Source organism: Streptococcus infantis, from assembly GCF_019929665.1.
In the GTDB taxonomy this organism is placed as follows: Bacteria; Bacillota; Bacilli; order Lactobacillales; family Streptococcaceae; genus Streptococcus; species Streptococcus infantis_H.
In genome coordinates this window covers 389,585-413,832 of the sequence record NZ_JAHZPZ010000001.1, presented here as the reverse complement: position 1 = coordinate 413,832, position 24,248 = coordinate 389,585, and the positions used below count along the sequence as shown (strand labels likewise).

Sequence of the window (24,248 nt, the reverse complement as noted above, 5' to 3'; positions counted from 1 at the left end):
CATAAAAAGGACTCTATAAACAATACTCAAGCTCTAAAAAAGAAAATGAGAAGGGCTTTTCTATCCCTTCTCACTAATTTTTATTTTTTACGGTTCAAAATAGCATTCAAGATAATAGCTACTGTACTTGCAATAACGATACCATTTGAGAAGAACATTTGTAATTCAGTCGGTAAAGTATTGAAGAGGTTGCTTCCATTTAATCCCACCCCTGCAGAAATAGAAACTGCTGCAATGAGGAAGTTATGTTCATTATGTTCGAAATCCACACGTGCCAAGATTTGCATCCCTTGTAGAGAAACAAAACCAAACATGACAAGCATAGCTCCTCCTAAAACAGGACTTGGGATAATCTGAGCTAAGGCACCAAATTTTGGCAAGAGACCAAGTAAGATAAGGAAACCAGCTGCGTAGTAGATTGGCAAGCGGGTACGAATACCTGATAGTTTAACCAAACCAACGTTTTGAGAAAATCCTGTATAAGGGAAGGTATTGAAAATACCACCGAGAAGCACCGCAATACCTTCAGCACGATAACCATTACGGAGACGAGTGCTATCGATTGGATCTTTAGTAATATCAGAAAGGGCAAGGTATACACCAGTTGATTCTACCATTGATACAGTAGCGATAATACACATCATTACAATAGAAGAAATCTCAAATTGTGGAGCACCAAAGTAGAATGGAGTTGGGATATGAACAAGTGGAGCTTCTGCTACTGGAGAGAAATCAACCAAGCCCATAGTCGCAGCGATGATAGTACCTGCAATCAAACCAATCAAAATAGAAATTGACTTAATAAATCCTTTTGTAAAAATATTGACCAAAAGAATGATGAGAATGGTGATTGTTGCTAATGCTAAACTTTGTCCCGTTGGTTTTTCGACGTTATTTCCCATATTTCCGATAGCTACTGGAATCAAGGTCAATCCGATTGTTGTAATGACAGAACCCGTAACGATTGAAGGGAACAGATTAGCAATCTTAGAAAATACACCTGCAACAAGAACGACATAAATACCAGAAGCAATCAAGGCACCAAACATAGCACCACTACCGTGACTTTGTCCAATCATAATAAGTGGAGCAACAGACTGGAAGGCCACACCTAGAACAACCGGTAAACCGACACCGAAATATTTATTTAATTGTAACTGCAATAGAGTTGCAACCCCACACATAAAGATATCTGTAGAGATAAGGTATGTCAGTTGTTGAGGTGAGTAACCTAGGGCACCTGCAATCATAATTGGTACTAGGATTGAACCTGAGTACATAGCAAGTAAGTGTTGCAAGCCCAATACGGCTGCTTTTGAGTGATTTTCTTTTTGATTCATTAGATGTCTGCCTCCTTGAAGATAACTCTTCCATTTTCAAAACGCTCTAAACGAGCAAGTGATACGACCTGATGACCTGATTTTTCTAACAGTTCACGACCATCTTGGAAAGATTTTTCAATCACAATCCCGACGGCCTCGACTGTAGCACCAGCTTGTTCGATAATCTGAACCAAACCTTTAGCTGCTTGACCATTAGCCAAAAAATCATCAATAATTAATACTTTATCTCCTGGAGATAAGAACTTCCCTGCAATGGATACGGTACTAGTAACTTGTTTCGTGAAAGAATAAACCTCAGCAGTCAAAATTCCTTCATTCATGGTAATATTTTTTGCCTTCTTAGCAAAAATCATAGGTACATCTAATTGTTCTGCAACATATAGAGCTGGAGCAATTCCAGATGCTTCAATGGTTACGACTTTGGTAATACCTGCATTTTTAAAATATTCTGCAAAGGTGCGGCCAATCTCGCGCATTAAGGAAAAATCCACTTGGTGGGTCAAGAAGGAATCCACCTTAAGAATATTCTCACCTAGAATATTCCCATCTTTTAAAATACGTTCCTCTAGTAATTTCACAATAACCTCCGAAATAAAAAGGGACTCACAAAGCAAGTCCCTCGGAAACATAGAAACAGATAGTACTACTTCTTTTATCTCTCTTCGACTTACTCATTGTTAGGTATTTACGGTACCTTGTAGAAACGCCACGCCAATTCGCGACATAAATAAGTAATCATATTTTTAGTGAGCATCTCCATTCCAGATAGAGTTCTTCACAATCACATAATCTACATGTCTAAGATCAGCTACCTTTCGACCTCCAGCATAAGAAATCGAACTTTGCAAATCTTGTTCCATCTCAGTTAGGGTATCTTGTAAATGTCCTTTGGCAGGAAGAAGAATTTTCTTACCTTCGACATTCTTATAGGCACCCTTTTGGTATTCTGAAGCAGAACCATAGTATTCTTTAAATTGTTTACCATCGACTTCGACAGTTTTACCAGGGCTTTCGATATGGCCTGCAAATAAAGAACCAATCATAACCATACTTGCACCGAAGCGGATTGACTTAGCAATATCTCCATGTGTACGGATACCACCATCGGCAATAATTGGTTTACGGGCAGCTTTAGCACACCAGCGAAGAGCTGCTAACTGCCAACCACCAGTACCAAAACCAGTTTTAACCTTAGTAATACATACTTTACCTGGACCGATTCCGACCTTAGTAGCATCTGCACCAGCATTTTCAAGTTCACGAACGGCTTCTGGAGTACCAACGTTACCAGCGATGACAAAGGTATCTGGCAATTCTTTCTTGATGTGCTGAATCATTGAAATCACACTATCGGCATGTCCATGAGCGATGTCAATAGTGATGTACTCTGGAGCATCTTCCTTTAATTGACTTACAAAATCATACTCGTAATCTTTAACACCAACAGAGATAGAAGCAATTAACCCTTTCTCATGCATGCGTTTCACAAAAGGGATGCGTCCAGCTTCATCGAAGCGATGCATAATATAGAAATAACCACCTTTTGCAAGCTGTTCTGCAACATCTTCATCTAGGATTGTTTGCATATTCGAAGGAACAACTGGTAATTTAAAGGTGTGCTTTCCAAGTGTAACGTGTGTGTCAGCTTCTACACGACTTTTAAGAACACACTTATTAGGAATTAGCTGAATATCTTCATAGTCAAAAATCGGAAATTCATTTAACATTTCGATGTCTCGTTTCTTTTATAATGACCTTCCTATGCTTTCGCATCGCTACGTCTTTTCCGACGTTTCCTTTAACGATTATAAACTAAGGTAAAGTTTTTGTCAATTATTTTGAAACCTAAAATTTATAACGTTCGGATTTTGCTTATAGTTTCATAAAAAAACAGAGAGTCTATGAACTCTCTATTTTTGATTTATATTATTTCGAAAAATTTTTTCTGACATCCCCAGCATTTCATTGAATTCGCTGTAGGATGATGCTTTCTGAGGAATTTGGATAGACCACTTTTTAAGTAAGACCCCATAACCTACAACCGTTCCTATTTCACTACTTACTGTCTGATCTATGCTAGGGAAAATCAAGCCAGCTTTTTCTGCTTGTAAGATATAAGCATAAGAAATCAATTGAAATAGATCATCACGATTAATTCCCTTTTTAGTCAATTCTAGTTTTTTATATTTAGCATCTAAAACGATTTTTAACTCTTTATGATAAAAATCTGGATATACCTTTCGTTTCCCACTAGAAATTACAGAGATACCACCTTTCTTTTCTTTATTGCGTGGATGCATGAAATCTTTTGGCAACAAGGTATGAACATATTCTTCCCAAAGCCAAGCAACGTCAAAGAGAATACCATGAATTTTTTGCTCTTGATATCCTAAACCGTGCTTTTCTCTGTTTAATATCATCAGACAAAGCTCTTGCAACTTTCTATATTCTCGAAAGTAGGCATGACGAAGGGGTTTAGTTTGATTTCGTCGAATAATCTTAGCACGATCAGCTAGTTTATACGAGGGTGTTACACGAATTATTTCTGTAATATTTTCACGATTGCTATCAATGATGCCTCTTCCTAGAGATTTTTGATTTTTAATGTACTCGATCGTATGACGAACCAGCTGCATTATCGGATTATCAAAAGTAAACTCTCTTGTAGTATAAGCAATATTACCTGTGAAAGGAAGATTTTTCTTGAGATGATTTACTACATCAATCACTCCCTTGATATGACTATTATTATGGGAAAACCTCTGGTATTCCTTATAAAGTCCCTTTCGCATAGCTGCTTCCAGATACTTTGGAAAGAGGTAGATTAAAAGCTGATAGAATCTTTCCTCACGTGATAAACCAACATCCAAACTAGTGAGATTGATATTTAGAACTTTCTGCAATAGATAATGCAAAAAATAGTCATCACTTTTACTCGAAAAGCGAGAAGAAATCGTTAATCTCTCCTGACCACAACCCAAAAAACCAATTACATTTCCTGTCTTAATTTTCTGATTGACTGTTTCCAAAATCTTTTGGTCCTTATCCAAATCAGGAGAGTTTTTCAGGTCGTTTGGAAATATAAAGATACTATCTTCTTGAGAAAGATTATCTAGAGTTCTATCTAAAAGAACCTGACTAATTTTAGGATATTTTGCGATAAACTCTTCTTTGCTAATGCTCTGTTGATTATCAGTTATCCGCATCGTCATCACCAATATCTTGCTGATTTGTCAGATTATATGCTTTTTTCAAAGTATTCAGCGTCGTATCTTCTTCATAAGAACCACGCAAGTAATCTTCCAAAAGTGGTTTAAGATAATCTGACCAGAGTAACTCATAGTCAAAATCTACTTCTTCTAGTTTAAGGAAATAACTTGGTCCGATATGATAATGACTGTTTAGTTCCTGAACTTTCTCAATTTCGGCATTCAAGTTTCTTAGACGCGCTTTAGCTTCTTCAGCCTTATCACCAAGAGCATCATCTAGCATGCCTAGTTGGCTTTCAGCAGTAACTTCAACAAAACGGAAACGACGGCGCATTGCAAAATCAAAGGTATCTACCGAACGGTCAATATCATTCATAGTTCCGATAATATAGATATTTTCAGGGATATAGAACTTTTCATCAGTTTCGTGTAGATTGGCATATTGAGTAGAAACACTTCCCTTTTCACCACGATAGCCAGGGTCAATAGAGAAAAAGAGCTCTCCAAAAATCTTAGAAATCTCACCTCGGTTAATTTCATCAATGATGAAGACGAATTTCTTGTCAGCGTTAATACCTATTGGGGAAACATATTCTTTAAGTCCAAATTTTTTCCTTAAAGTTTCGAGTACTTTTTTTCCTTGGCTACGATAATAAAGTTGCTTCGGATATTTTTCATCTTTATAGAGTTCATAAACATATTCTCTTGTTAAGACAGTTCCTTGAGCCTTGGTTTCATAATTGACATTAAAATTATTTCTACTATTTACAGTCAGATATGAAAATTCTGTCAAATACTCTTTTTCATCTCTACTATTTACATACTCAAGATAAAGATCCCAAGCTTCATCAAAATTATCTTGCCCTCCAATCTTCTGAGCTTCTTTAGCTAATTGACAAAACTTCTTAAAGATACCATCTTGTAGTTTAAAATCAATAGTTCCATCCTCATTTGAATCCGGTCTTAACCCCTCTACAAAATCTGTATAGTCATACGAAGGGTGAAACTGTACAAACTCGATTTGGTCTTCGTTTCCACCTGTTAATTCTAAAGCAATTTCTTTAGCTAAATACGTTTTACCTGTCCCAGGTGCACCACGGAGGATGAGGTTTTTGGATTTTACTAATTTATCTAAATAATGATTAATATTTTTATTCATAACAACTTTCTCTTTATTTTCTCTGTATGTACCATTTAATATCGATTTATATAAATCGATACGTTCCTTATTTCTGTCCCAGTTGATGGTTTGTCTTGCACCTTTTTTACCTTTGTATTTCCATCCACCATCTACTTTCAACCAATTGACACCAATACAATGTTTAAACTCTGTTTTTGTTTCATCAAAGTAATATGTTTTCACACATTGACCAATCCCTAAAATTTTGTTAAATCCTGAGGTAGCTATTATATAATCATTTATTTTTATGTCATGTGCAAACTTCCAAATAAATAAATTCCTCTGTTTTCCTTGCTTTAATTCTTGAGGATTTTTATAACCTAAAATATTAGATAAATTAGAATCAAAATCTATGCAAGCAATATTTTCATCTTTAAATAAAGACCAGACCTTTCCACCTCCTCCTGCAACTATCATCCAATAATTTACTTTCTCTTCCATTTTGTTACTCCGTTTTTATAAATAGGAAAGTTAATATCCAAGATTACTAAATCCTACTTTCATTTATTTCATATATAGAATATCATATCCTGTGAAAAATGAAAAGAATTTCTAAATAAAAAGCCCAGCGTTAGGAGCTTCAACCGCTCTTAACACTAGACTATTTTGAATCTTAATAATACTCACCTTGACGGTAATCCCATGAGTTAAAGGTATCTGATAGATGCATCATGATTTTATCAATATCCAGTCCTTTACGGATCACAACTGGAGCTGGTGAAATTGAACGTGCTCCACCTTGTTCTGGGATGAGTTTTCCATCCTTATCAACCATAGAGACCATCACACCTTGCTCGTAACGAGTTTCAATCGTTTTGTCTGGCTGGATAGATGCAACATAGTCGTCAGCTTCAATGACAAGATCCACTGCTCCTTCGATACGTTCACCGATACCTTCAACCTTACCACGATTTCCTTTTCCAGATGGGTTTGCTGATGAAGCGTAGACCATCTTGCCTTCTTCCCAGAGTTTAGCAGCCAATTGTTCACCAGCTTTCCCAAACTTGATAACGAAACAGCTCGTTCCACGCACGTCTGTCATGAGTTCTTCACGACCATCACCGTATGCTTTCAATTTTTCAAAGGCTTCTGGTTTCCATGGAAGGATACAACCGAGAAGAATGTCTTCGTCCCAATGTTTTTGGTAGAAGGCTTCAATTTCTGGGTTAAGTTGTGCTAAGTCACGAAGCTCGTCCATGCTACCGCAGAGGACAACACCTGGTTTGTTACGGTTACGCTCTTTAGCTTCAAATTTGCGTTCAAGACCTGCCTTATCGCTAGTCATGATAATGTAACCAACTTTAGTAGGACAAACGATACATCCGCCCTCACCTTTTAAAATGTCATAACCTTCTTGTGAAAGTGTTCCGTTCCATTGAATGTGTTTTGTCATAGTTCTATTTCCTTTTCTATTTTTTATTCTTGCCAGTAGGCTGGTCGTTGTTTTTCATAAGCAGCAATCAAGTCTTCATACTGCAAAGTAATACCGATATCATCTAAACCATTTAAGAGCTTGTGTTTCCACTCACTATCAATTTCGAAAGTGAATTCTCCAACTGGTGTGATGATTGTTTGTTGTTCCAAGTCAACCGTCACTTTGTCAGTTGGTTGGAGCTGGGCGAGTTTTTCTCTAACTTCCCTAGGTTGAATAATAGGCAACATACCATTATTGAGTTCATTATTGTAATGAATATCCCCAAAAGATCCTGCAATTACGACCTTAAAACCATAGTCTGCTAGCGCCCAAGCTGCGTGCTCCCTCGAAGAACCAGCTCCAAAGTTATCCCCTGTGATGAGAATACTAGCCTTACGGTACTCTGACCGATTAAAGACAAAGTCAGGATCCTCAGTATACTGATCATCTAGATAACGCCAAGCATACATGAGGTACTTGCCAAAGCCTTTCTTGTCAATCAACTTCAGAAACTGTTTGGGAAGAATTTGGTCGGTATCGATATTGTCATTCATCAGAGGAACCGTTGTTCCTGTATAAACTGTAAATTTTTCCATATCCTCTCCTTACTGGGCTTCAGGCATTTTCCGAACATCTACGAAGCGCCCTGCGATAGCTGCCGCAGCTGCCATTGCTGGACTACAAAGATGAGTCTTCGCTCCAAATCCCTGTCTATCTTCAAAGTTACGGTTGCTAGTTGAGGCGCAGTGAACACCATCTGGCACCTTGTCAGGATTCATCCCTAAACACATAGAGCAACCTGGGTCTCTCCACTCAAACCCAGCATCTAAGAAAACCTTATCCAAACCTAACTTCTCAGCAGCTCGCTTGACTGGACGAGAACCTGGTACTACGATTGCTGTTAGATTGGGAGCAATCTTCTTCCCTTTGACAAATCGCGCAGCCAGTTGCAAATCGCTAAGTCTAGCGTTGGTACAAGAACCAATAAAGACATAGCCTAGTTGGATATCTGCTGGTTTTTGACCTGGTTGCAAATCCATGTAATGATAAGCACGTTCATCATTCATATCTTTTATTTCTGGGAAGCTAGTTTCAAAGTCAACTCCCATGGCAGGATTAGTTCCCCAAGTTACCATAGGTGCTAATTCTGAAACATCCATACGAATCACCTTGTCATAGACGGCATCGTCATCACTAACCAGTCTTTTCCAATCAGCAACTGCTGCATCAAAATCCTTTGGAACACACTCACGTCCCTTCAAATAATCATAAGTCCTCTGATCTGGATTCATAATTCCCATTTTGGAACCAAATTCGATGGACATATTGCAGATAGTCATTCGCTCTTCCATGCTAAGTGCATCAATGGCCTGACCCCGATACTCCACCACGTAGCCTACACCACAGGCAACGCCGTATTTGGCAATCAAGGCTAGAATGAAATCTTTGGCATAAACCCCTTTTTGAGGAACTCCTGTGAATTCCACCAACATTTTCTTGGGTTTAACCTGCCAAATGGTTTGGGTTGCAAAGACATGTTCGACTTCACTAGTCCCAATTCCGAATGCGATGGCTCCAAAAGCTCCATGGGTCGCTGTATGGCTATCTCCGCAAACGATAAATTTTCCTGGTTGTGTTCTTCCTGTTTCTGGACCAACCATATGAACGATACCTTGCTTTTCTGAACCGTGGGGAGCGTGTTCGATTCCAAACTCTTCAACATTTTCAGCTAACTTATCAATCTGTGCTTTTGAGATTACATCTCGAATATCATAAATATTAACCGTCGGGACATTGTGGTCAAAGGTACCAAATGTTAAATCTGGTCGTCTCAATCTACGTCCTGCATCTCGCAATCCTTGAAAAGCTTGAGGACTGGTCACCTCGTGAATATAGTGCTGATCTACATACATGAGTTGAGGCTGTCCTTCTTCTCCTGTAATCACATGGAGGTCCCATAATTTATCAAAAATCGATTTTCCTGCCATTCATTACCTCCATATCAAATACAAAGCTACTAGTGTAGTCACTATTCCTAGGAACCAAACCGTTTTAAAATACCATTTTCTAGTCTTGTGGTGAAAGGTAACACCTGCCAACCAAGCACCAAAACCACCACACAAGAATGCAATTGATAATAAATATTTTTCAGGGATGCGCCAAGCACCTCTCTTTGCCCTGGATTTGTCAATTCCATAGATCATAAAAGTCAAAAGATTCCAAATCAGTAGGACAAAAGTAATTCCTTGATTTATCTTCATAGTCTTGTGATAATGGCTTCTGTCATTTCCTTGGTAGAAGCCTGTCCTCCTATATCTCTCGTTAAAATTCCTGCAGCTAAAGTTGCTTCAACAGCGCACTCAATACGGTCAGCATCCTCATATCGTCCAAAACTATCTCGCAACATCATAGCAATTGATAAAATCATCGAAATAGGATTGGCGATTCCTAGGCCTGCTATATCAGGCGCTGAACCATGAATGGGTTCATAGAGACTCGGTCCATTCTCAGAATGACTGGCTGATGGCATAACCCCAAGTGTACCAGATAAAACACTTGATTCGTCTGAGAGGATATCTCCGAAAAGATTCTCTGTCACGATAACATCAAACTTGGCTGGATTGGTAATCATGAGCATAGCAGCTGAGTCGACCAACTGGTGTTCCAGGATTACATCTGGAAAATCTTTTGCGACTTCCTCAGCCACTCTTCGCCAAAGTTTTGAGGTTGCCAAAACATTTTGCTTATCAATACTTGTAAGGATTTTTCTCCGATTTCTTGCGATTTCAAAAGCCTTACGAATGATCCGCTCTACTTCCTCATAGCTATAGTCATTGATATCACGCGCTTTTCGGTCTTCAAGGATATGATCACCAAAGTAAATCCCACCTGTCAACTCACGTACTACAACAAAGTCAACACCAGCAATTCGTTCAGGTTTGAGAGGCGATAAGTGCTTAAGACTATCAAAAATTTTAACTGGACGAATATTGGCATAAAGATTAAGTTCCTTGCGGAGTGCTAGAAGCCCCTGTTCAGGTCGAACTAGAGCATCATCATACTGAGGACTACCGATTGCAGCAAGGAGGATAGCGTCCGCTTCCCTAGAAGCCTTGAGTGTTGCTTCTGGTAAGGGGTGACCCTCAGCATCAATACCTGCACCGCCAAAAGGTTGTTTGACTATCTCAATGTCAAAGTCTGTTTTTTTGGCTATAGATGCTAGAACTTCTAAACCAGCTTCCATGATTTCTGGCCCAATCCCATCACCTGCTAGGGCAACAATTTTTTTTGTCATAGCTTACTCCTTTAAAGACTAGGCATGTCGCGATAGGAAACATTTGGACCTATCTCTCCGGTATTCTCTTTTTGAACAAAAGTATTAGCATTGATGTAGGCAATAGCTGAAGCCTTCAACACATCGAAATCAATTCCGGCTGCGTTAAAGATGGTTTCTGTATCTTTGTTTTCAACAGTAACTAAGACTCTAGCCTGAGCATCGATTCCATCCGTCACAGCGTCAATAGTGTAGGAAACCAAGCGAACAGATTGATTAAAGAACTTGTCAACAGCGTTAAAGATAGCTTCAACAGAACCTTGTCCAGTTGCATTAAAGTCGACTTTCTCACCATCCAAATTAGCCAATCTGACAGTTGCTTCAATTTCATTTTCCTCATGAGTTTGAAGTTGTAAATCATCAAAGTGAAAGCCTTCTGGGTTTTCAACCATGGTTCCAGCTACCAGAGCACGAATATCCGCGTCTGTGACTTCTTGTTTCTTATCTGCAAGTGATTTGAATTTGTCAAAGAGTGGCTTAATATCCTCTTCTGTGAAGTCTAAGGCCAGTTCTCTCAGTTTTTCTACAAAGGCATGGCGACCAGATAATTTTCCAAGCGGAAGACTATTACTCTTTACACCCACCAATTCTGGTGTTATGATTTCATAGGTAAGTGGGTTTTTAAGAACTCCGTCTTGGTGAATACCTGATTCATGAGAAAAGGCATTTCCACCGACAACTGCCTTATTTTTGGGAACTGGAATTCCTGAAAAACGAGAAACCATTTCAGAAGTATTGATGGTTTCATTTAGGACAATACTTGTCTCTGCTTGGTAATAATCTTGGCGAATATTGAGAGCTACTGCTATTTCTTCTAAAGCAGCATTCCCAGCTCGTTCTCCAATACCGTTAATGGTTCCTTCGACACGTCCTGCACCATTCTTTACAGCTGCGAGGCTATTCGCTACTGCCATTCCGAGGTCATCATGACAGTGAGGAGAATAGATAATCTGACGATTAGTCTTGACATTCTCAATCAAGTATTTGAATATAGCACCATACTCTTCTGGCGTCGTAAATCCTACTGTATCAGGAATATTGATATAAGTCGCACCCGCATCAACCGCAGTTTGAACAACTTGTAGGAGAAAGTCCAGCTCAGTTCTAGTCGCATCTTCTGGAGAGAATTCTACTACTTCAAACTTACTCCGTGCATAGGAAACATGTTCACTGATCGCTTCCAAAATCTCTTCCTTACTCTTATTGAGCTTATACTTACGGTGAATAGGACTTGTTGCTATAAAGACATGTATTTGTGGATACTTAGCATCCTTAAGTGCTTCATAACAAGCGTCAATGTCTGATTTAACAGAACGAGCTAAGCCTGTCACGGCTGTTTTTTTCATAGCCTTAGCAATTTCTTGAACAGCTGTAAATGAATCTGGACTAGCAGCTGGGAAACCAGCTTCGATTGCTGAAATACCCCATTTCTCAAGCTGTTTTGCTATAGCAACCTTTTCCTTTATTGAAAAATTGACACCTGGTGTCTGCTCACCATCTCGGAGACTGGTATCTAAAAACTCAACTACACGCATGAGAATTCTCCCTTCACATTTTCGATATAGAAAAAACATCTCGCTCGGAGTTCCAAGCGAGATGTTGATTTACTCCCGCTTGGTAAGCCAAACAGGACTAATGCTTTTGCACTAGTCCGAGTACCTCAACAACAAAGCAAATTGATTAAACTTAGCTGTTTTCATGTTTGGCTTTCTCCTTTGTTTGATGTCTTGTTTAGTATTCTAGCATAGGAAAAATCACTTGTCAAGAAAAAATCCAATATTTTCTGAAAATTTCTTCAATAAAGAATATTTTGCGAATTGAAAGTATTTGAAAACTCAAATATATTTATTTCTTAGAAGTCAAAAACCAACTTCTCTCAAATAATTCAAGGACCTTTTCGTCAGTTAGAGTTTCATCAAGTGGAAGACTAATCCAATAGCGTTTATTCATATGAAAGGCTGGATAAATCCCATTTTGTGAAAGCAAGTCAGCTACTTGGTCGTGTTTGAGGTTGACTGCTTCCACTAGCCCTTCTCTACCCTTATCTAGCCTATCCCAAGGAATTCTCATTAAAATAGCATACCACTTCTGATTATCTTCATGACGCAAAACCGCCGTATCAGGTGATTTCTCCCATAGATATTCCAGCTGATTGCCATACTTTTCTTGAACAAGCGTCATGATTCTCTTGGTCTGTGGACAGAGAAATTCCTGTACCTCAAAACAAGCCTTTCGAATGCCATAAAGAACTTCTAAACAAGCCTCTCGAACGCTTCCGGCAAAAGTACCTCTCATACTTTCCATATGAACTTGAGGATAGAGGTCCCTAGTTTCTTGGTCATAAACTCGAAAACTTAAGTCCCCATCCTCAACTGTAACCATCATGAGAAAATCTCCCTGCAAGATAGTCGAACTATAGGTCCATACACCTTGATTTTCTACAAAACCATACTCTTTAGCCTTTTTACTATTAAACTGATAGGCTTTAAAAATTTCAAACATAAGCGAAAACTGCTACCAAAAGCTAGCAGTTCCTTTCTATTTTTTAAAAGACAACCTTTGTTCCATGTAATTGTGTCACGCCCAGTTGATCGATAAAGGTTTGACGGTTGTCCATGTCAATCCCACCACCCGGTAAAATTTCGATTTTTCCTGCAGCGTGTTCTAAAATTCTGCGGTAGTGAGCAAAACGTTTCTCTAACGAGTCGCCAGATACACCAGCTCGAGTGAGGATGCGTGTTACACCAGCCTGGCTGAGCCAATCAATGGCTTCCAACTGCTCTTCATCGCTCAAATCATCGAAAGCCATGTGGAAGACAATCTCCATACCTTTAGATGCAGAAATCAACTTTTCGAGGTTAGCCTTATCCAATTTCTTATCTGCTGTTAAGGCACCAAAGACAACCCCTTGGCTTCCTGCTTGAGCAGTTAGACGAATATCCTCAAGCATAATAGAAATCTCGAGGTCATTGTAAACAAAGTCACCACCACGTGGACGAATCATAGTCATGATGGTCGTATCATAGTCGGCCGCCAGTTCCACAGCTGCCTTTGTCACTCCGTAGCTTGGAGTTGTTCCACCAACTGCTAAATTATCACAGAGCTCAATACGGCGAGCTCCAGCTTGCATAGCCTTTTCAAGCAAGGTTACATTTTCAGCACAAAATTCGTAAATCATTTGATACTCCTTGAAGGTTTCTTTGATATTATTATATCATATTGTTTTAAGTAACCCCTACTTTTTATCAAGGAAAATCATGACTTTTTTAGCTATTCTTTATCTGGTATCACCTTAAAGAGATAATAGGTTATAAATACTGTTAAGCAGCCTAAAGCAATTTTTACAGGTAAGAGCGGAGCAAAATAAATGGAGATTCCCATCAAAATATAAATCGATACGATAATCTTCTTCTTCCGTTCACGCGCAATAGACTTAGTTTCTCTAAAGTCCGCAACATAGGTTTGGTAGAGCTTGGTATGATAGAGCCAATCTTCAAAACGTTTAGAAGATTTTGAAAAACAAGCTATTGACAACAAGAGAAAGGGAGTTGTTGGCAATAGTGGCAAGGCAACTCCAACGATTGCCAAAGCTAGTGAAATGAATCCGATACTGAGATAAATGATGCGCATATCTACTCCTAAGTAAGAATAATCTTCTTCTAGTTAAGCATAAAAAGATAAAATCTGTCAAGTTTAAATTAAAAAGAGCTGAAATTATCATTTCAGCCCTAATTATTTTTATTTAATCTTTTCTTCTTCGTAGTCACCATTGCTACATACGATCTGTTTCCCGCCACCACGGATTTTTTTCTCCATGAGGAAGTGACCACATTTAGGACAATCACGTCCAACAGGTTTATCCCAAGAGGTAAACTCACATTCTGGATAACGATTGCATCCATAGAAAATACGATTACGTTTGGTTTTGCGTTCGATGATTTGCCCTTGATGACAATTTGGACATGTAACACCGACTTCTTTAACAATGGCTTGCGTATGTCGACAATCTGGAAAATTACTACATGCGTAAAACTTACCGAAGCGTCCAATCTTAATTACCATAGGACTACCACAAACTTCACAGTCAAATCCAGCTGGCTCATCCTTGATTTGAATTTTTTCCATCTCTGCTTCAGCTTTTGCGACCTCTTTAGAGAATGGTTTGTAAAATTCATCAATAACCCGTTGCCACTCTTCTTTTCCGACCTCGACATCGTCCAGTTTACCTTCCATTTCAGCGGTAAATTTCACGTTAACAATGTCTGGGAAGTATTCAACAATCAGCTTGTTAACGACTTGACCTAGTTCAGTTGGTTCAAAGCGTTTAGATGCTAGTCTTACATAGTAACGTTTTTGGATTGTTTCAATAGTTGGAGCATAGGTAGATGGGCGTCCAACTCCGTTTTCTTCCAAGGTCTTAATCAAAGTAGCCTCAGAATATCGTGCCGGTGGTTGTGTGAAATGTTGTTCAGGTTTGCTATTAACCTGTTTGACCACATCTCCTACTTCCATATCAGGCAGCATCTTATTTTTATCAGAATCATTGTAAATGGCTAAATAACCATCAAATTTAACCTGACTACCATTCGCTGCGAATTGAACACCATTTTGCGAAAGTTTAACAGCCATGGTATCAAAAATTGCACCAGTCATTTGACTCGCTACAAAGCGGTTCCAGATAAGGGTATAAAGTTTTAGCTGGTCTTTATCCAAATACTTAGCAATTTTCTCAGGTGTATTAAAGACACTTGAAGGACGAATAGCTTCGTGGGCGTCTTGAGCGCCAGAGGCATTTTTCACCTTGCTACCATGTTTAGAATACTTACTACCAAAACGTTCATTGATGTAGCTAGCGGCTTCATTCTGAGCAACTGGACTGATACGAGTAGAATCCGTACGCATATAGGTGATCAAACCTTGGACACCTGTACCAATATTGATTCCTTCATAGAGTTGCTGAGCAACCATCATCGTCTTTCGAGTACGGAAGTTAATCTTGTTAGCAGCATCCATCTGCATAGAAGACGTTGTATATGGAAGAGGAGCATTGCGCTTTCTTTCCTTTTTATCTACTTGATCAACTGTAAAATCCTTGCTGTTCAAATGAGATAAAACTTTTTTGACTTCATCATTGGTAGTCAACTTCATCTTCTTACCATTCATTCCGTTGAAAGAAGCTTGGAATTGCTTGGTTCCCTTTTTGAAGGTATCATCAATCGTCCAATATTCTTCTGGTTGGAAGGCATTGATTTCATTTTCCCGATCAATGATTAGCTTAAGAGCAACAGACTGTACACGCCCTGCTGACAAGCCTTTTTTAACCTTTTTCCACAAGATTGGAGAAATTGAATACCCCACTAAACGGTCCAAAACACGACGGGCTTGTTGGGCATCGACCAAATCCATATTGATTTTACGAGGTTCTTTAAAGGCATTTTTTACTGCATCTTTGGTAATCTCGTTGAAAACAACACGGTTGGCATCATTCTCGTCTAGATCTAAAATATGCGCTAAATGCCATGAAATAGCCTCCCCTTCCCGGTCCGGGTCACTTGCAAGAAAGACTTTATCGGCTTTCTTAGCTTCTTTTTTCAAATCATTGATGAGAGGACCTTTCCCACGAATATTGATATATTGCGGTTCGTAATTATTTTCCACGTCAACTGACATACTTGATTTTTTCAAATCACGAATATGTCCTACGCTGGCTAAAACCTTATAATTACGTCCTAGATATTTTTCAATCGTTTTCGCCTTAGCAGGCGACTCCACGATTACAAGATTTTTTTTACTTGTTGATTTTTTCTTTTTGGTTGCCGTTACCACAGTATCACACCTTCTCAAAGTAATTAAACTTTATAAAGTGTAAACCATTTTTAAAAACCTGTCAAGACATAACACCCATATAATAGAAGAAAAGTTTGCTAAATGAAATCATTTCATTCATTAAAATTCAAATTCTGCTAGTATATCCTGCCCACATGTTGCTAGTTTTGCTCCTTCTTGGATTAAATGATGACAACCGTCTGAGCGTCCATCTAAAATAGAACCTGGAATCGCAAAGACATCTCTACCTTCCTCCATGGCACGCTCACAAGTGATTAAGCTACCAGATCTCATTTTAGCTTCTGCAACGATGACTCCTCGACACAATCCCGCAATAATACGATTTCTTGCAGGAAAGTGAAATTTCAAGGGTTCTTCTCCTGGACCGTACTCACTTAGTGCTAAATGATTGTCTCCAATATATTCTTGAAGGCGTTTATTGGAGCGGGGATAATAGACATCTAAACCAGTCCCAATCACTGCAATCGTTTTGCCCCCAGTTTGTAGAACAGACATATGGGCTGCTGTATCAATTCCTCTAGCAAGTCCACTCACCACAACTAATTCATTTTCCAATTCTTCAATGATTTTACGGACTGATTTGGTTCCTATTTGACTACAAGAGCGACTACCAACAACAGCAACCTTGGGTAATTTTAAGAGATTTAGATCTCCTTTATAAAAAAGCAATACAGGTGCATCATAAATTTCACTGAGTGAAATGGGATAAACATCATCCAAAATTGAAAATGATGGGAACTTTTCAAAATCTTTCTTCAGGCGTTCCATACTTTCAAAAGTCAGTTTATGATACCGCTCCATAAAAACTACTGGATTACGACACTCCGATGCTTCAGCGATTTTCTCTAAACTCAATTCCTGATCATAAATTTCTCCGTATTGAAGTACTTTCAGAACCTGCTGATTACTTAAACCTGCTTGCTTTAACTTATAAATCTCGAAATTATCAATCTTAATTTTCATGATCGACTCCTTTTTTCTCTCTCTATTTATATATTCGTAGAAAAAGAAAAAAACTTCCAACAATTTTACTTGTTAAGAAATTTTTTTAATATTTGTTATTTTAATAATCAGGTCGAAGGACTCCGGTGACAGTCGCCTTGGTCGCTTCATAGTCTCCATCAATAACAACCTTGATAATGCGTTTAGCATCCTCTTCAGGCGCAGGAACCAATGGGAGGCGAGTTGGACCAGCTTCAAATCCCATATAGTTGAGGACAGCCTTAACAGGTGCAGGACTTGGGTATGAGAAGAGAGCATTAACCTTGGGAATAAACTTACGTTGAATAGCTGCCGCTTTCTTCATATCACTCTCTTCAATCGCAGTGAACATTTCATACATTTCATCACCATTGGTATGAGAAGCAACAGAGATAACCCCGTCAGCACCAAGGTTCATAGCATGGAAAGCATCTCCATCTTCACCAGTGTAGATCAGGAATTCTTCTGGTTTATGCTCAATCAAATAAGCCATATTTGCAAGGCTGGTACATTCCTTGACACCAATGATATTTGGATGTTCCGCTAAGCGAAGCATGGTTTCTGGTGTCAACTCAACTACTACACGACCTGGAATATTATAGATAATGATGGGTAAATCAGAGGCATCTGCAATAGCTTTAAAGTGTTGATACATTCCTTCTTGAGAAGGTTTATTGTAGTAAGGAACAATTGCGAGACCAGCCGCAAAGCCTCCAAATTCTGCTACTTCTTTGACGAACTCAATAGAGTCGCGTGTATCATTAGTACCAACACCAGCAATTAAAGGAACACGTCCATTAACAACCTTCTGAACTGCCGCAAACAACTGTAACTCCTCATCGTGAGTAAGAGTCGGACTCTCAGCAGTCGTCCCCGCCAAGAGAATTCCGTCTGTGTGATGTGCCAATAGATGTTCAATCAATTTCGGAATCGCGTCGAAATTTATGGAGCCATCTTCATGAAAAGGGGTAATAAAAGCAGTGATAATTTTACATTCTTTTAAATCTTGATAAGCCATAGAAGAAACCTTTCTCTATATAAGAAAGAGGCTGGGGCTTACTTGCCTTTGCCTCCTGTTCTGTTCGTAAAATAAGAGGAAGAAATCAAACTCTTCAAGTTACTGATTTCTGTTTCATAACGCAGTGGTTGATTGGAACTACTCATGTTTGCAACATTCGTACTTACTAATCAACTGTGCGGGGGGAGTATAAAAGTCCGGTGGACTTTTATAGCCTGAGCCTTAAATTATAAAAGCGAGGAAGAAATCAAACTCTTCGAGTTACTGATTTCTGTTTTGCTCCCTATTTCAATTCAAATTTTAATTCTGTAGTTGGACGAACCAAACCACGTTCATGTAAAGTCTCTGCAATTTGCACTGAGTTCCAAGCAGCACCCTTGAGAAGGTTATCAGATACCACCCACATATGGATCCCTTTTTCAGCATCCAAGTCTTTACGGATACGTCCGACAAAGGTATCGCGAGAACCAACCGCATTGATAGCTTGTGGATAGATTTGGTGAGCCACATCGTCTTCAAGAACTGCACCTGGAAAGGCAGCAATCGCAGCTTTGACTTCATCGATTGGAGCCACTTCTTTTGTTTCAATATAAACTGACTCAGAGTGAGCTGACAAGACAGGAATACGCACGCAAGTTGCTGAAACAGCAATGCTATCGTCTTCCATGATCTTCTTAGTTTCGTTTGTCATCTTCATTTCTTCATAAGTGTAGTCATTATCGGTGAAGACGTCAATTTGAGGAAGAGCATTAAAGGCGATTGGATAGTGCTTCTTATCTCCACCTGAAGGTAAGATTTCCGCATGCAAATCACGTGGATTTACACCATCATTCAATACTTCACGCAATTCACGTTGTGTCTCAAGAATAGCTCCCATACCAGCACCTGAAACAGCTTGATAAGTTGAAACGATGATACGGTCTAAGCCCCATTTTTGACGAACTGGTTCAAGAGCTACCATCATTTGAATAGTTGAACAGTTAGGACATGCAATGATCCCATTATGAGCATCAAGGGCATGGGCGTTTACTTCAGGAACAACCAATGGCACATCTGGATTTTGACGGAAATAAGAAGTGTTATCTACCACTACTGCCCCTGCTTTAACAGCATAAGGTGCGTATTTTGCAGAAGTTGAACCACCAGCAGAGAAGAGAGCAATATCAACTCCTTCAAAAGCTTCTTCTGTTGTTTCTTCAATAGTCACATCTTGGCCCTTGAATTGCAAGACCTTTCCTGCAGAACGTGCAGACGCAAGGTAGCGAATCTTATCGATTGGAAGAGTTGATTCTTCCAACATTTTGATCATTTGAGCACCAACGGCACCTGTAGCACCGACAACAGCAACTGTATATCCCATAACAAACCTCTTTTGGAATTTTCTAAAAATTTCTATAATAGAAACATTATACTACTTTTTAGAAAAATTGAAAAGTCTTTACCTTATCTATTTTCTGAAATTGACAAGAAAAAAGGTCGCTATCATTAGCGAACCTTTTTCTAAAAATTTACAAATTAATATCTTTGTTTATACGGTTTATTAAATGCATCTAAAACATCTGACGGAGTGTCTGAATAAGATTTGATTTCTTTTAAATCTCCCTTTACGATAATCCGTTCGGTTGCATCATAGTCTACACAAGTGACCAAGGTAATTTCATTGATACCTTCACGATCATCAATTTCATCAACTCGATCTGGGGTTACGTGTTTCACATCCCGAATTTCGTAGGTATAAACTTTATCCTTATCAGTCAGATAAATCTTCATTCCTTCTTTGGCATTAACCAAAGGAGAAAATAGCATTTGGCTAGCATTCTCAGCTGTAAAGATATGGTGACTAGCTAGAGAATAATTTCCTTCACCCATTTTTTGATTTGGTTTCATGGTTCCTGCTCCGTAGAACAAGTTTACATTGTCCAAACCTTTAAAGATTGGCAAGTTGATTTCTACTTCGGGAACTGCAATTCCACCTATAACAGGCAACTGTTGTGCATCCCATTGGGATGATAAAACAGCCTCCGAAGAAATAGCCTTCACGGAATTAAAATCAAAATTCCCTTCTGCACCATTGTTCTCTTCAAGCTTCTCTTTTGAGACTTGACTAACTTGATACTTGTTAGTATTCCAAACCATAAAGATATTACGAATCTTTGAGTTAAAAATCAAGGCTAGAGACAAAAGGATTAGAAAGCCAGCTAAAATATTAATCAGCAGATTCTTACGTTTATTTTTTTTACTCTTAGTTCTTTTTTGAGACATTATTCTTCACTTTCTGTTTCGTTTTCTGCCCCAACTTCTTCTTTCTCAGCTGCCGCAACTGTTGTAAAGGTTACAATCTTAGCGTTCTCATCTAAACGCATAACCTTAACTCCCATGGTTGAACGTCCAGTTTGAGAAATATTGGCAACATTTGTACGAATCATGACACCGGTATCTGTGATAACCATCAAATCTTCGTCACCTTTTACTGTTAGAAGACCAGCAAGATGACCATTCTTATCTGTAATATTGGCGGTCTTCATACCTTTACCAGCACGACCTTTAGTTGGATATTCAGTGGCAACTGTACGCTTACCGTATCCTTTTTCGGTGATAATGAGGACCTCATCTTGGTCAGTGATTACTCTAGCTCCGACTACAGCATCTCCTTCACGAAGATTTACCCCTTTAACACCAGTAGCACTACGACTCATGCTACGAACGGATGACTGGTTGAAACGAACTGCATAGCCTAACTTAGTACCGATAATGATATCAGTATCTTCTTGAGTAAGAAGAACATTAATCAATTCGTCCTCATCTTTCAAATTCAAGGCTTTTAGACCATTTTGACGAATGTTGGAAAATTCTTTAACACTAGTTCTCTTAACAATACCTGCTCGAGTCGTAAAGAAGATGTAGGCATCATCACTACGTTCTGATTCGACATTAATGATAGTTTGGATGCTTTCTCCCTCATCTAGCTTCAAGAGGTTAACTACAGGCAATCCCTTGGCTGTACGACCATACTCTGGGATTTCATAACCTTTCAAACGATAGACACGACCTTTGTTGGTAAAGAAGAGCAAGTGATCATGGGTGCTGGTAGAAACCAACTCACGGACAAAGTCATCATCCTTGACTCCTGTTCCCTGTACGCCACGTCCACCACGTTTTTGGGCAGTAAACTCGTCTTGGTCCAAACGTTTAATATAACCTTTATTTGATAGAGTGATAAGAACATCAGACTCTTCAATCAAGTCTTCATCTTCGAGGGTCAAGACTTCACCGACCATTAACTCAGTACGGCGTTTATCTTCATACTTGCGTTTGACTTCATCCAATTCTTCCTTGATGATTTGAGCCACACGTTCTGGTTTTGCAAGAATATCTGCTAAGTCGGCAATCAAAGCGATGAGGTCATCATATTCAGATTGAATCTTATCACGCTCCAAGCCAGTCAAACGACGGAGACGCATGTCTAGGATTGCTTGGCTTTGACGTTCAGATAGCTTGAACTTGCTCATCAATTCCGCTTGAGCTTCTTGGTCAGTTTCGCTGGCACGGATGATACGAATGACTTCATCAATATGATCCAGAGCAATTAGCAAACCTTCCAAGATATGCGCGCGTGCCTCAGCTTTTTCTTTATCAAATTGAGTGCGACGAGTCACAACTTCTTTTTGGTGCTCAATGTATGCATCCAAGATTTGACGAAGAGAGAGAATCTTTGGAACACCATTTTGGATGGCCAGCATATTAAAACCAAAGCTAGTCTGCATCTGAGTCATCTTGAATAAGTTGTTCAAAATAACATTAGCTGATGCGTCGCGTCTAACTTCAATAACAAAGCGAACACCTTCACGGTTAGATTCATCACGAACAGCTGTAATTCCATCGATACGTTTTTCCTGAACTAAGCGTACAATATGTTCATGTACTTTGGTTTTGTTGACCATATATGGGAATTCAGTAACAACGATACGTTCGCGACCTGTTTTAGTTTCTTCAATTTCCGTACGAGAACGAAGAACAATAGATCCCTTACCAGTCTCATACGCCTTATGAATACCTGATTTACCCATAACTAGGGCACCAGTTGGGAAGTCTGGACCAGGCAAAACTTCCATCAAATCTTTGGTTGTAACTTCAGGATTATCCATGACGAGTTTAACAGCATCAATGGTTTCACCCAAATTATGAGGTGGAATATTGGTCGCCATACCAACGGCAATACCTGTGGCACCATTGACCAAAAGATTTGGGAAACGAGCTGGTAAAACAACAGGTTCTCGTTCATTGGCATCATAGTTATCAACAAAATCAACAGTATTTTTATTGATATCGCGAAGCATTTCAAGAGTAATCTTGCTCATACGTGCTTCGGTATAACGTTGCGCGGCAGCACCATCACCGTCCATAGAACCAAAGTTACCGTGCCCATCTACAAGCATGTAGCGGTAGCTCCACCATTGAGCCATACGAACCATAGCTTCATAGATAGATGAGTCCCCGTGTGGGTGGTATTTACCCATTACGTCCCCTGTAATACGGGCAGATTTCTTATGAGGTTTATCAGGCGTAACTCCTAATTCGTTCATTCCGTACAAAATACGACGATGAACAGGTTTCAACCCATCACGAACATCAGGAAGAGCCCGCGATACGATTACACTCATGGCGTAGTCGATAAAGCTAGTCTTCATCTCCTTGGTCAGATTGACATTCACTAAATTTTTATCTTGCATTAACAAATGCCTCATTTCACTATTAGTAATTACATATATTATACCATAGTTTGGACTATTTTACAGTTTAACAACACGTGTAAAACGTTTACATATTTATCCCGAAGGTATATCCGTGACAAAGCTTAGCAAAAGTGATAGAATGAAATCAAATGGGGTTCCCCCTTAATAAAATAAAGGAGATGTTTAGACAAATGACAGCAACTAAACAACACAAAAAAGTTATCCTCGTCGGTGACGGTGCCGTAGGTTCATCTTACGCTTTTGCCCTCGTAACACAAGGAATTGCACAAGAACTTGGTATCATTGAAATTCCTCAATTGTTTGAAAAAGCAGTTGGTGATGCTGAAGACCTTAGCCACGCGCTAGCTTTTACTTCACCTAAAAAAATCTATGCAGCTAAGTACGAAGACTGTGCGGATGCAGACCTTGTAGTTATCACTGCTGGTGCTCCACAAAAACCAGGTGAAACTCGTCTTGATCTTGTTGGTAAAAACCTTGCTATCAACAAATCAATCGTTGAACAAGTTGTTGCGTCTGGTTTTGACGGTATCTTCCTTGTTGCTGCTAACCCAGTTGACATTTTAACTTACTCAACTTGGAAATTCTCAGGATTCCCTAAAGAACGTGTTATCGGTTCAGGTACTTCACTTGACTCAGCTCGTTTCCGTCAAGCACTTGCTGAAACTATCGGTGTTGATGCTCGTTCAGTTCACGCCTACATCATGGGTGAGCACGGTGACTCAGAATTTGCTGTTTGGTCACACGCTAACGTTGCCGGTGTTAAATTGGAACAATGGTTGCAAGCTAACCGTGACTTGAATGATGCTGACCTTGTTGAACTCTTCATCTCAGTTCGTGACGCTGCTTACTCAATCATCAACAAAAAAGGTGCTACTTACTACGGTATCGCGGTTGCCCTAGCTCGTATCACAAAAGCTATCCTTGACGATGAAAATGCCGTACTTCCACTTTCAGTCTTCCAAGAAGGACAATACGGAGTTGAAAACGTCTTTATCGGTCAACCAGCTATCGTTGGTGCGCACGGTATCGTTCGCCCAGTTAACATCCCATTGAACGACGCTGAAACTCAGAAAATGCAACTTTCTGCTCGTGAATTGCAAGAAATTATTGATGAGGCATGGAAAAACCCAGAATTCCAAGCTGCTTCTAAAAACTAATTCAATTAAAT

Annotated in this window: 21 protein-coding genes and 1 riboswitch; of the genes, 1 reads left to right on the top strand and 20 read right to left on the bottom strand. The window is 39.2% G+C overall.

The genetic code is table 11. From position 1 onward, the window contains the following. Positions 1-80 precede the first annotated feature (80 nt). The 20 genes from K1I61_RS01970 to gyrA all read right to left on the bottom strand — a co-directional run bounded on the left by K1I61_RS01970 (position 81) and on the right by gyrA (position 23,056). A complete protein-coding gene (locus K1I61_RS01970; protein ID WP_223332967.1) occupies positions 81-1,340 on the bottom strand; it encodes a nucleobase:cation symporter-2 family protein in 1,260 nt (419 codons plus the stop codon). Continuing rightward, positions 1,340-1,921, bottom strand: coding sequence for a xanthine phosphoribosyltransferase (locus tag K1I61_RS01965; protein WP_223332965.1), 582 nt, complete (start codon positions 1,919-1,921; stop codon positions 1,340-1,342). Before K1I61_RS01965 ends, K1I61_RS01970 begins: the two co-directional genes overlap by 1 nt. Positions 1,922-1,997: 76 nt before the next feature. Then, positions 1,998-2,094, bottom strand: a riboswitch (purine riboswitch). Then, positions 2,087-3,070, bottom strand: a complete 984-nt coding sequence (gene guaC / locus K1I61_RS01960; protein ID WP_223332962.1) for a GMP reductase — start codon at positions 3,068-3,070, stop codon at positions 2,087-2,089. It overlaps the preceding riboswitch by 8 nt. 183 nt (positions 3,071-3,253) lie before the next feature. Continuing rightward, positions 3,254-4,549 carry an McrC family protein gene (locus K1I61_RS01955; protein WP_223333182.1) on the bottom strand — a complete coding sequence of 432 codons (1,296 nt, stop codon included), beginning with the start codon at positions 4,547-4,549 and terminating at the stop codon, positions 3,254-3,256. Further along, entirely contained in the window at positions 4,536-6,173 is a 1,638-nt protein-coding gene (locus K1I61_RS01950) for an AAA family ATPase (RefSeq protein ID WP_223332960.1), read from the bottom strand. The genes K1I61_RS01955 and K1I61_RS01950 overlap by 14 nt, the downstream gene beginning before the upstream one ends. A gap of 172 nt (positions 6,174-6,345) precedes the next feature. After that, positions 6,346-7,125 (bottom strand): L-threonylcarbamoyladenylate synthase, encoded by a 780-nt coding sequence (locus K1I61_RS01945; protein WP_223332958.1) that lies wholly within the window; start codon positions 7,123-7,125, stop codon positions 6,346-6,348. A 23-nt stretch (positions 7,126-7,148) separates the two neighbouring features. Beyond that, positions 7,149-7,742: a 3-isopropylmalate dehydratase small subunit gene (leuD, locus tag K1I61_RS01940; protein ID WP_223332956.1), complete on the bottom strand. Its 594-nt coding sequence runs from the start codon at positions 7,740-7,742 to the stop codon at positions 7,149-7,151. A 9-nt stretch (positions 7,743-7,751) separates the two neighbouring features. Next, positions 7,752-9,134: a 3-isopropylmalate dehydratase large subunit gene (leuC, locus tag K1I61_RS01935; RefSeq protein ID WP_223332955.1), complete on the bottom strand. Its 1,383-nt coding sequence runs from the start codon at positions 9,132-9,134 to the stop codon at positions 7,752-7,754. A 3-nt stretch (positions 9,135-9,137) separates the two neighbouring features. Next, complete coding sequence (locus K1I61_RS01930; RefSeq protein ID WP_223332954.1) at positions 9,138-9,407, bottom strand: DUF1294 domain-containing protein; 270 nt, start codon at positions 9,405-9,407, stop codon at positions 9,138-9,140. Next, on the bottom strand, positions 9,404-10,441 hold the full coding sequence (gene leuB / locus K1I61_RS01925) for a 3-isopropylmalate dehydrogenase (RefSeq protein ID WP_223332953.1): 1,038 nt from the start codon (positions 10,439-10,441) through the stop codon (positions 9,404-9,406). The genes K1I61_RS01930 and leuB overlap by 4 nt, the downstream gene beginning before the upstream one ends. Before the next feature lie 11 nt (positions 10,442-10,452). Beyond that, positions 10,453-12,015, bottom strand: coding sequence for a 2-isopropylmalate synthase (locus K1I61_RS01920; RefSeq protein WP_223332952.1), 1,563 nt, complete (start codon positions 12,013-12,015; stop codon positions 10,453-10,455). A gap of 310 nt (positions 12,016-12,325) precedes the next feature. Then, positions 12,326-12,982, bottom strand: coding sequence for an MmcQ/YjbR family DNA-binding protein (locus K1I61_RS01915; protein ID WP_223332951.1), 657 nt, complete (start codon positions 12,980-12,982; stop codon positions 12,326-12,328). A gap of 43 nt (positions 12,983-13,025) precedes the next feature. Next, the gene (locus K1I61_RS01910; protein ID WP_223332950.1) at positions 13,026-13,658 is read right to left on the bottom strand and encodes a copper homeostasis protein CutC; all 633 of its coding nucleotides are present in this window, start codon (positions 13,656-13,658) and stop codon (positions 13,026-13,028) included. A 92-nt stretch (positions 13,659-13,750) separates the two neighbouring features. Beyond that, the gene (locus tag K1I61_RS01905) at positions 13,751-14,110 is read right to left on the bottom strand and encodes a YbaN family protein (RefSeq protein ID WP_223332949.1); all 360 of its coding nucleotides are present in this window, start codon (positions 14,108-14,110) and stop codon (positions 13,751-13,753) included. Between the two features lie 108 nt (positions 14,111-14,218). Beyond that, complete coding sequence (gene topA / locus K1I61_RS01900) at positions 14,219-16,306, bottom strand: type I DNA topoisomerase (RefSeq protein WP_223332947.1); 2,088 nt, start codon at positions 16,304-16,306, stop codon at positions 14,219-14,221. A 120-nt stretch (positions 16,307-16,426) separates the two neighbouring features. Continuing rightward, entirely contained in the window at positions 16,427-17,284 is an 858-nt protein-coding gene (gene dprA / locus K1I61_RS01895) for a DNA-processing protein DprA (protein ID WP_348982806.1), read from the bottom strand. Between the two features lie 106 nt (positions 17,285-17,390). Continuing rightward, the gene (gene dapA, locus K1I61_RS01890; RefSeq protein ID WP_036757606.1) at positions 17,391-18,326 is read right to left on the bottom strand and encodes a 4-hydroxy-tetrahydrodipicolinate synthase; all 936 of its coding nucleotides are present in this window, start codon (positions 18,324-18,326) and stop codon (positions 17,391-17,393) included. 283 nt (positions 18,327-18,609) lie between these two features. Continuing rightward, positions 18,610-19,686, bottom strand: coding sequence for an aspartate-semialdehyde dehydrogenase (locus K1I61_RS01885; protein WP_223332945.1), 1,077 nt, complete (start codon positions 19,684-19,686; stop codon positions 18,610-18,612). Between the two features lie 155 nt (positions 19,687-19,841). Continuing rightward, positions 19,842-20,588, bottom strand: a complete 747-nt coding sequence (locus K1I61_RS01880; protein WP_223332940.1) for a class A sortase — start codon at positions 20,586-20,588, stop codon at positions 19,842-19,844. After that, on the bottom strand, positions 20,588-23,056 hold the full coding sequence (gene gyrA, locus K1I61_RS01875) for a DNA gyrase subunit A (RefSeq protein WP_223332939.1): 2,469 nt from the start codon (positions 23,054-23,056) through the stop codon (positions 20,588-20,590). The genes K1I61_RS01880 and gyrA overlap by 1 nt, the downstream gene beginning before the upstream one ends. A 194-nt stretch (positions 23,057-23,250) precedes the next feature. Between gyrA and K1I61_RS01870 the strand changes: the two genes are divergently transcribed. Beyond that, on the top strand, positions 23,251-24,237 hold the full coding sequence (locus K1I61_RS01870; RefSeq protein ID WP_006155600.1) for an L-lactate dehydrogenase: 987 nt from the start codon (positions 23,251-23,253) through the stop codon (positions 24,235-24,237). Positions 24,238-24,248: the final 11 nt, after the last annotated feature.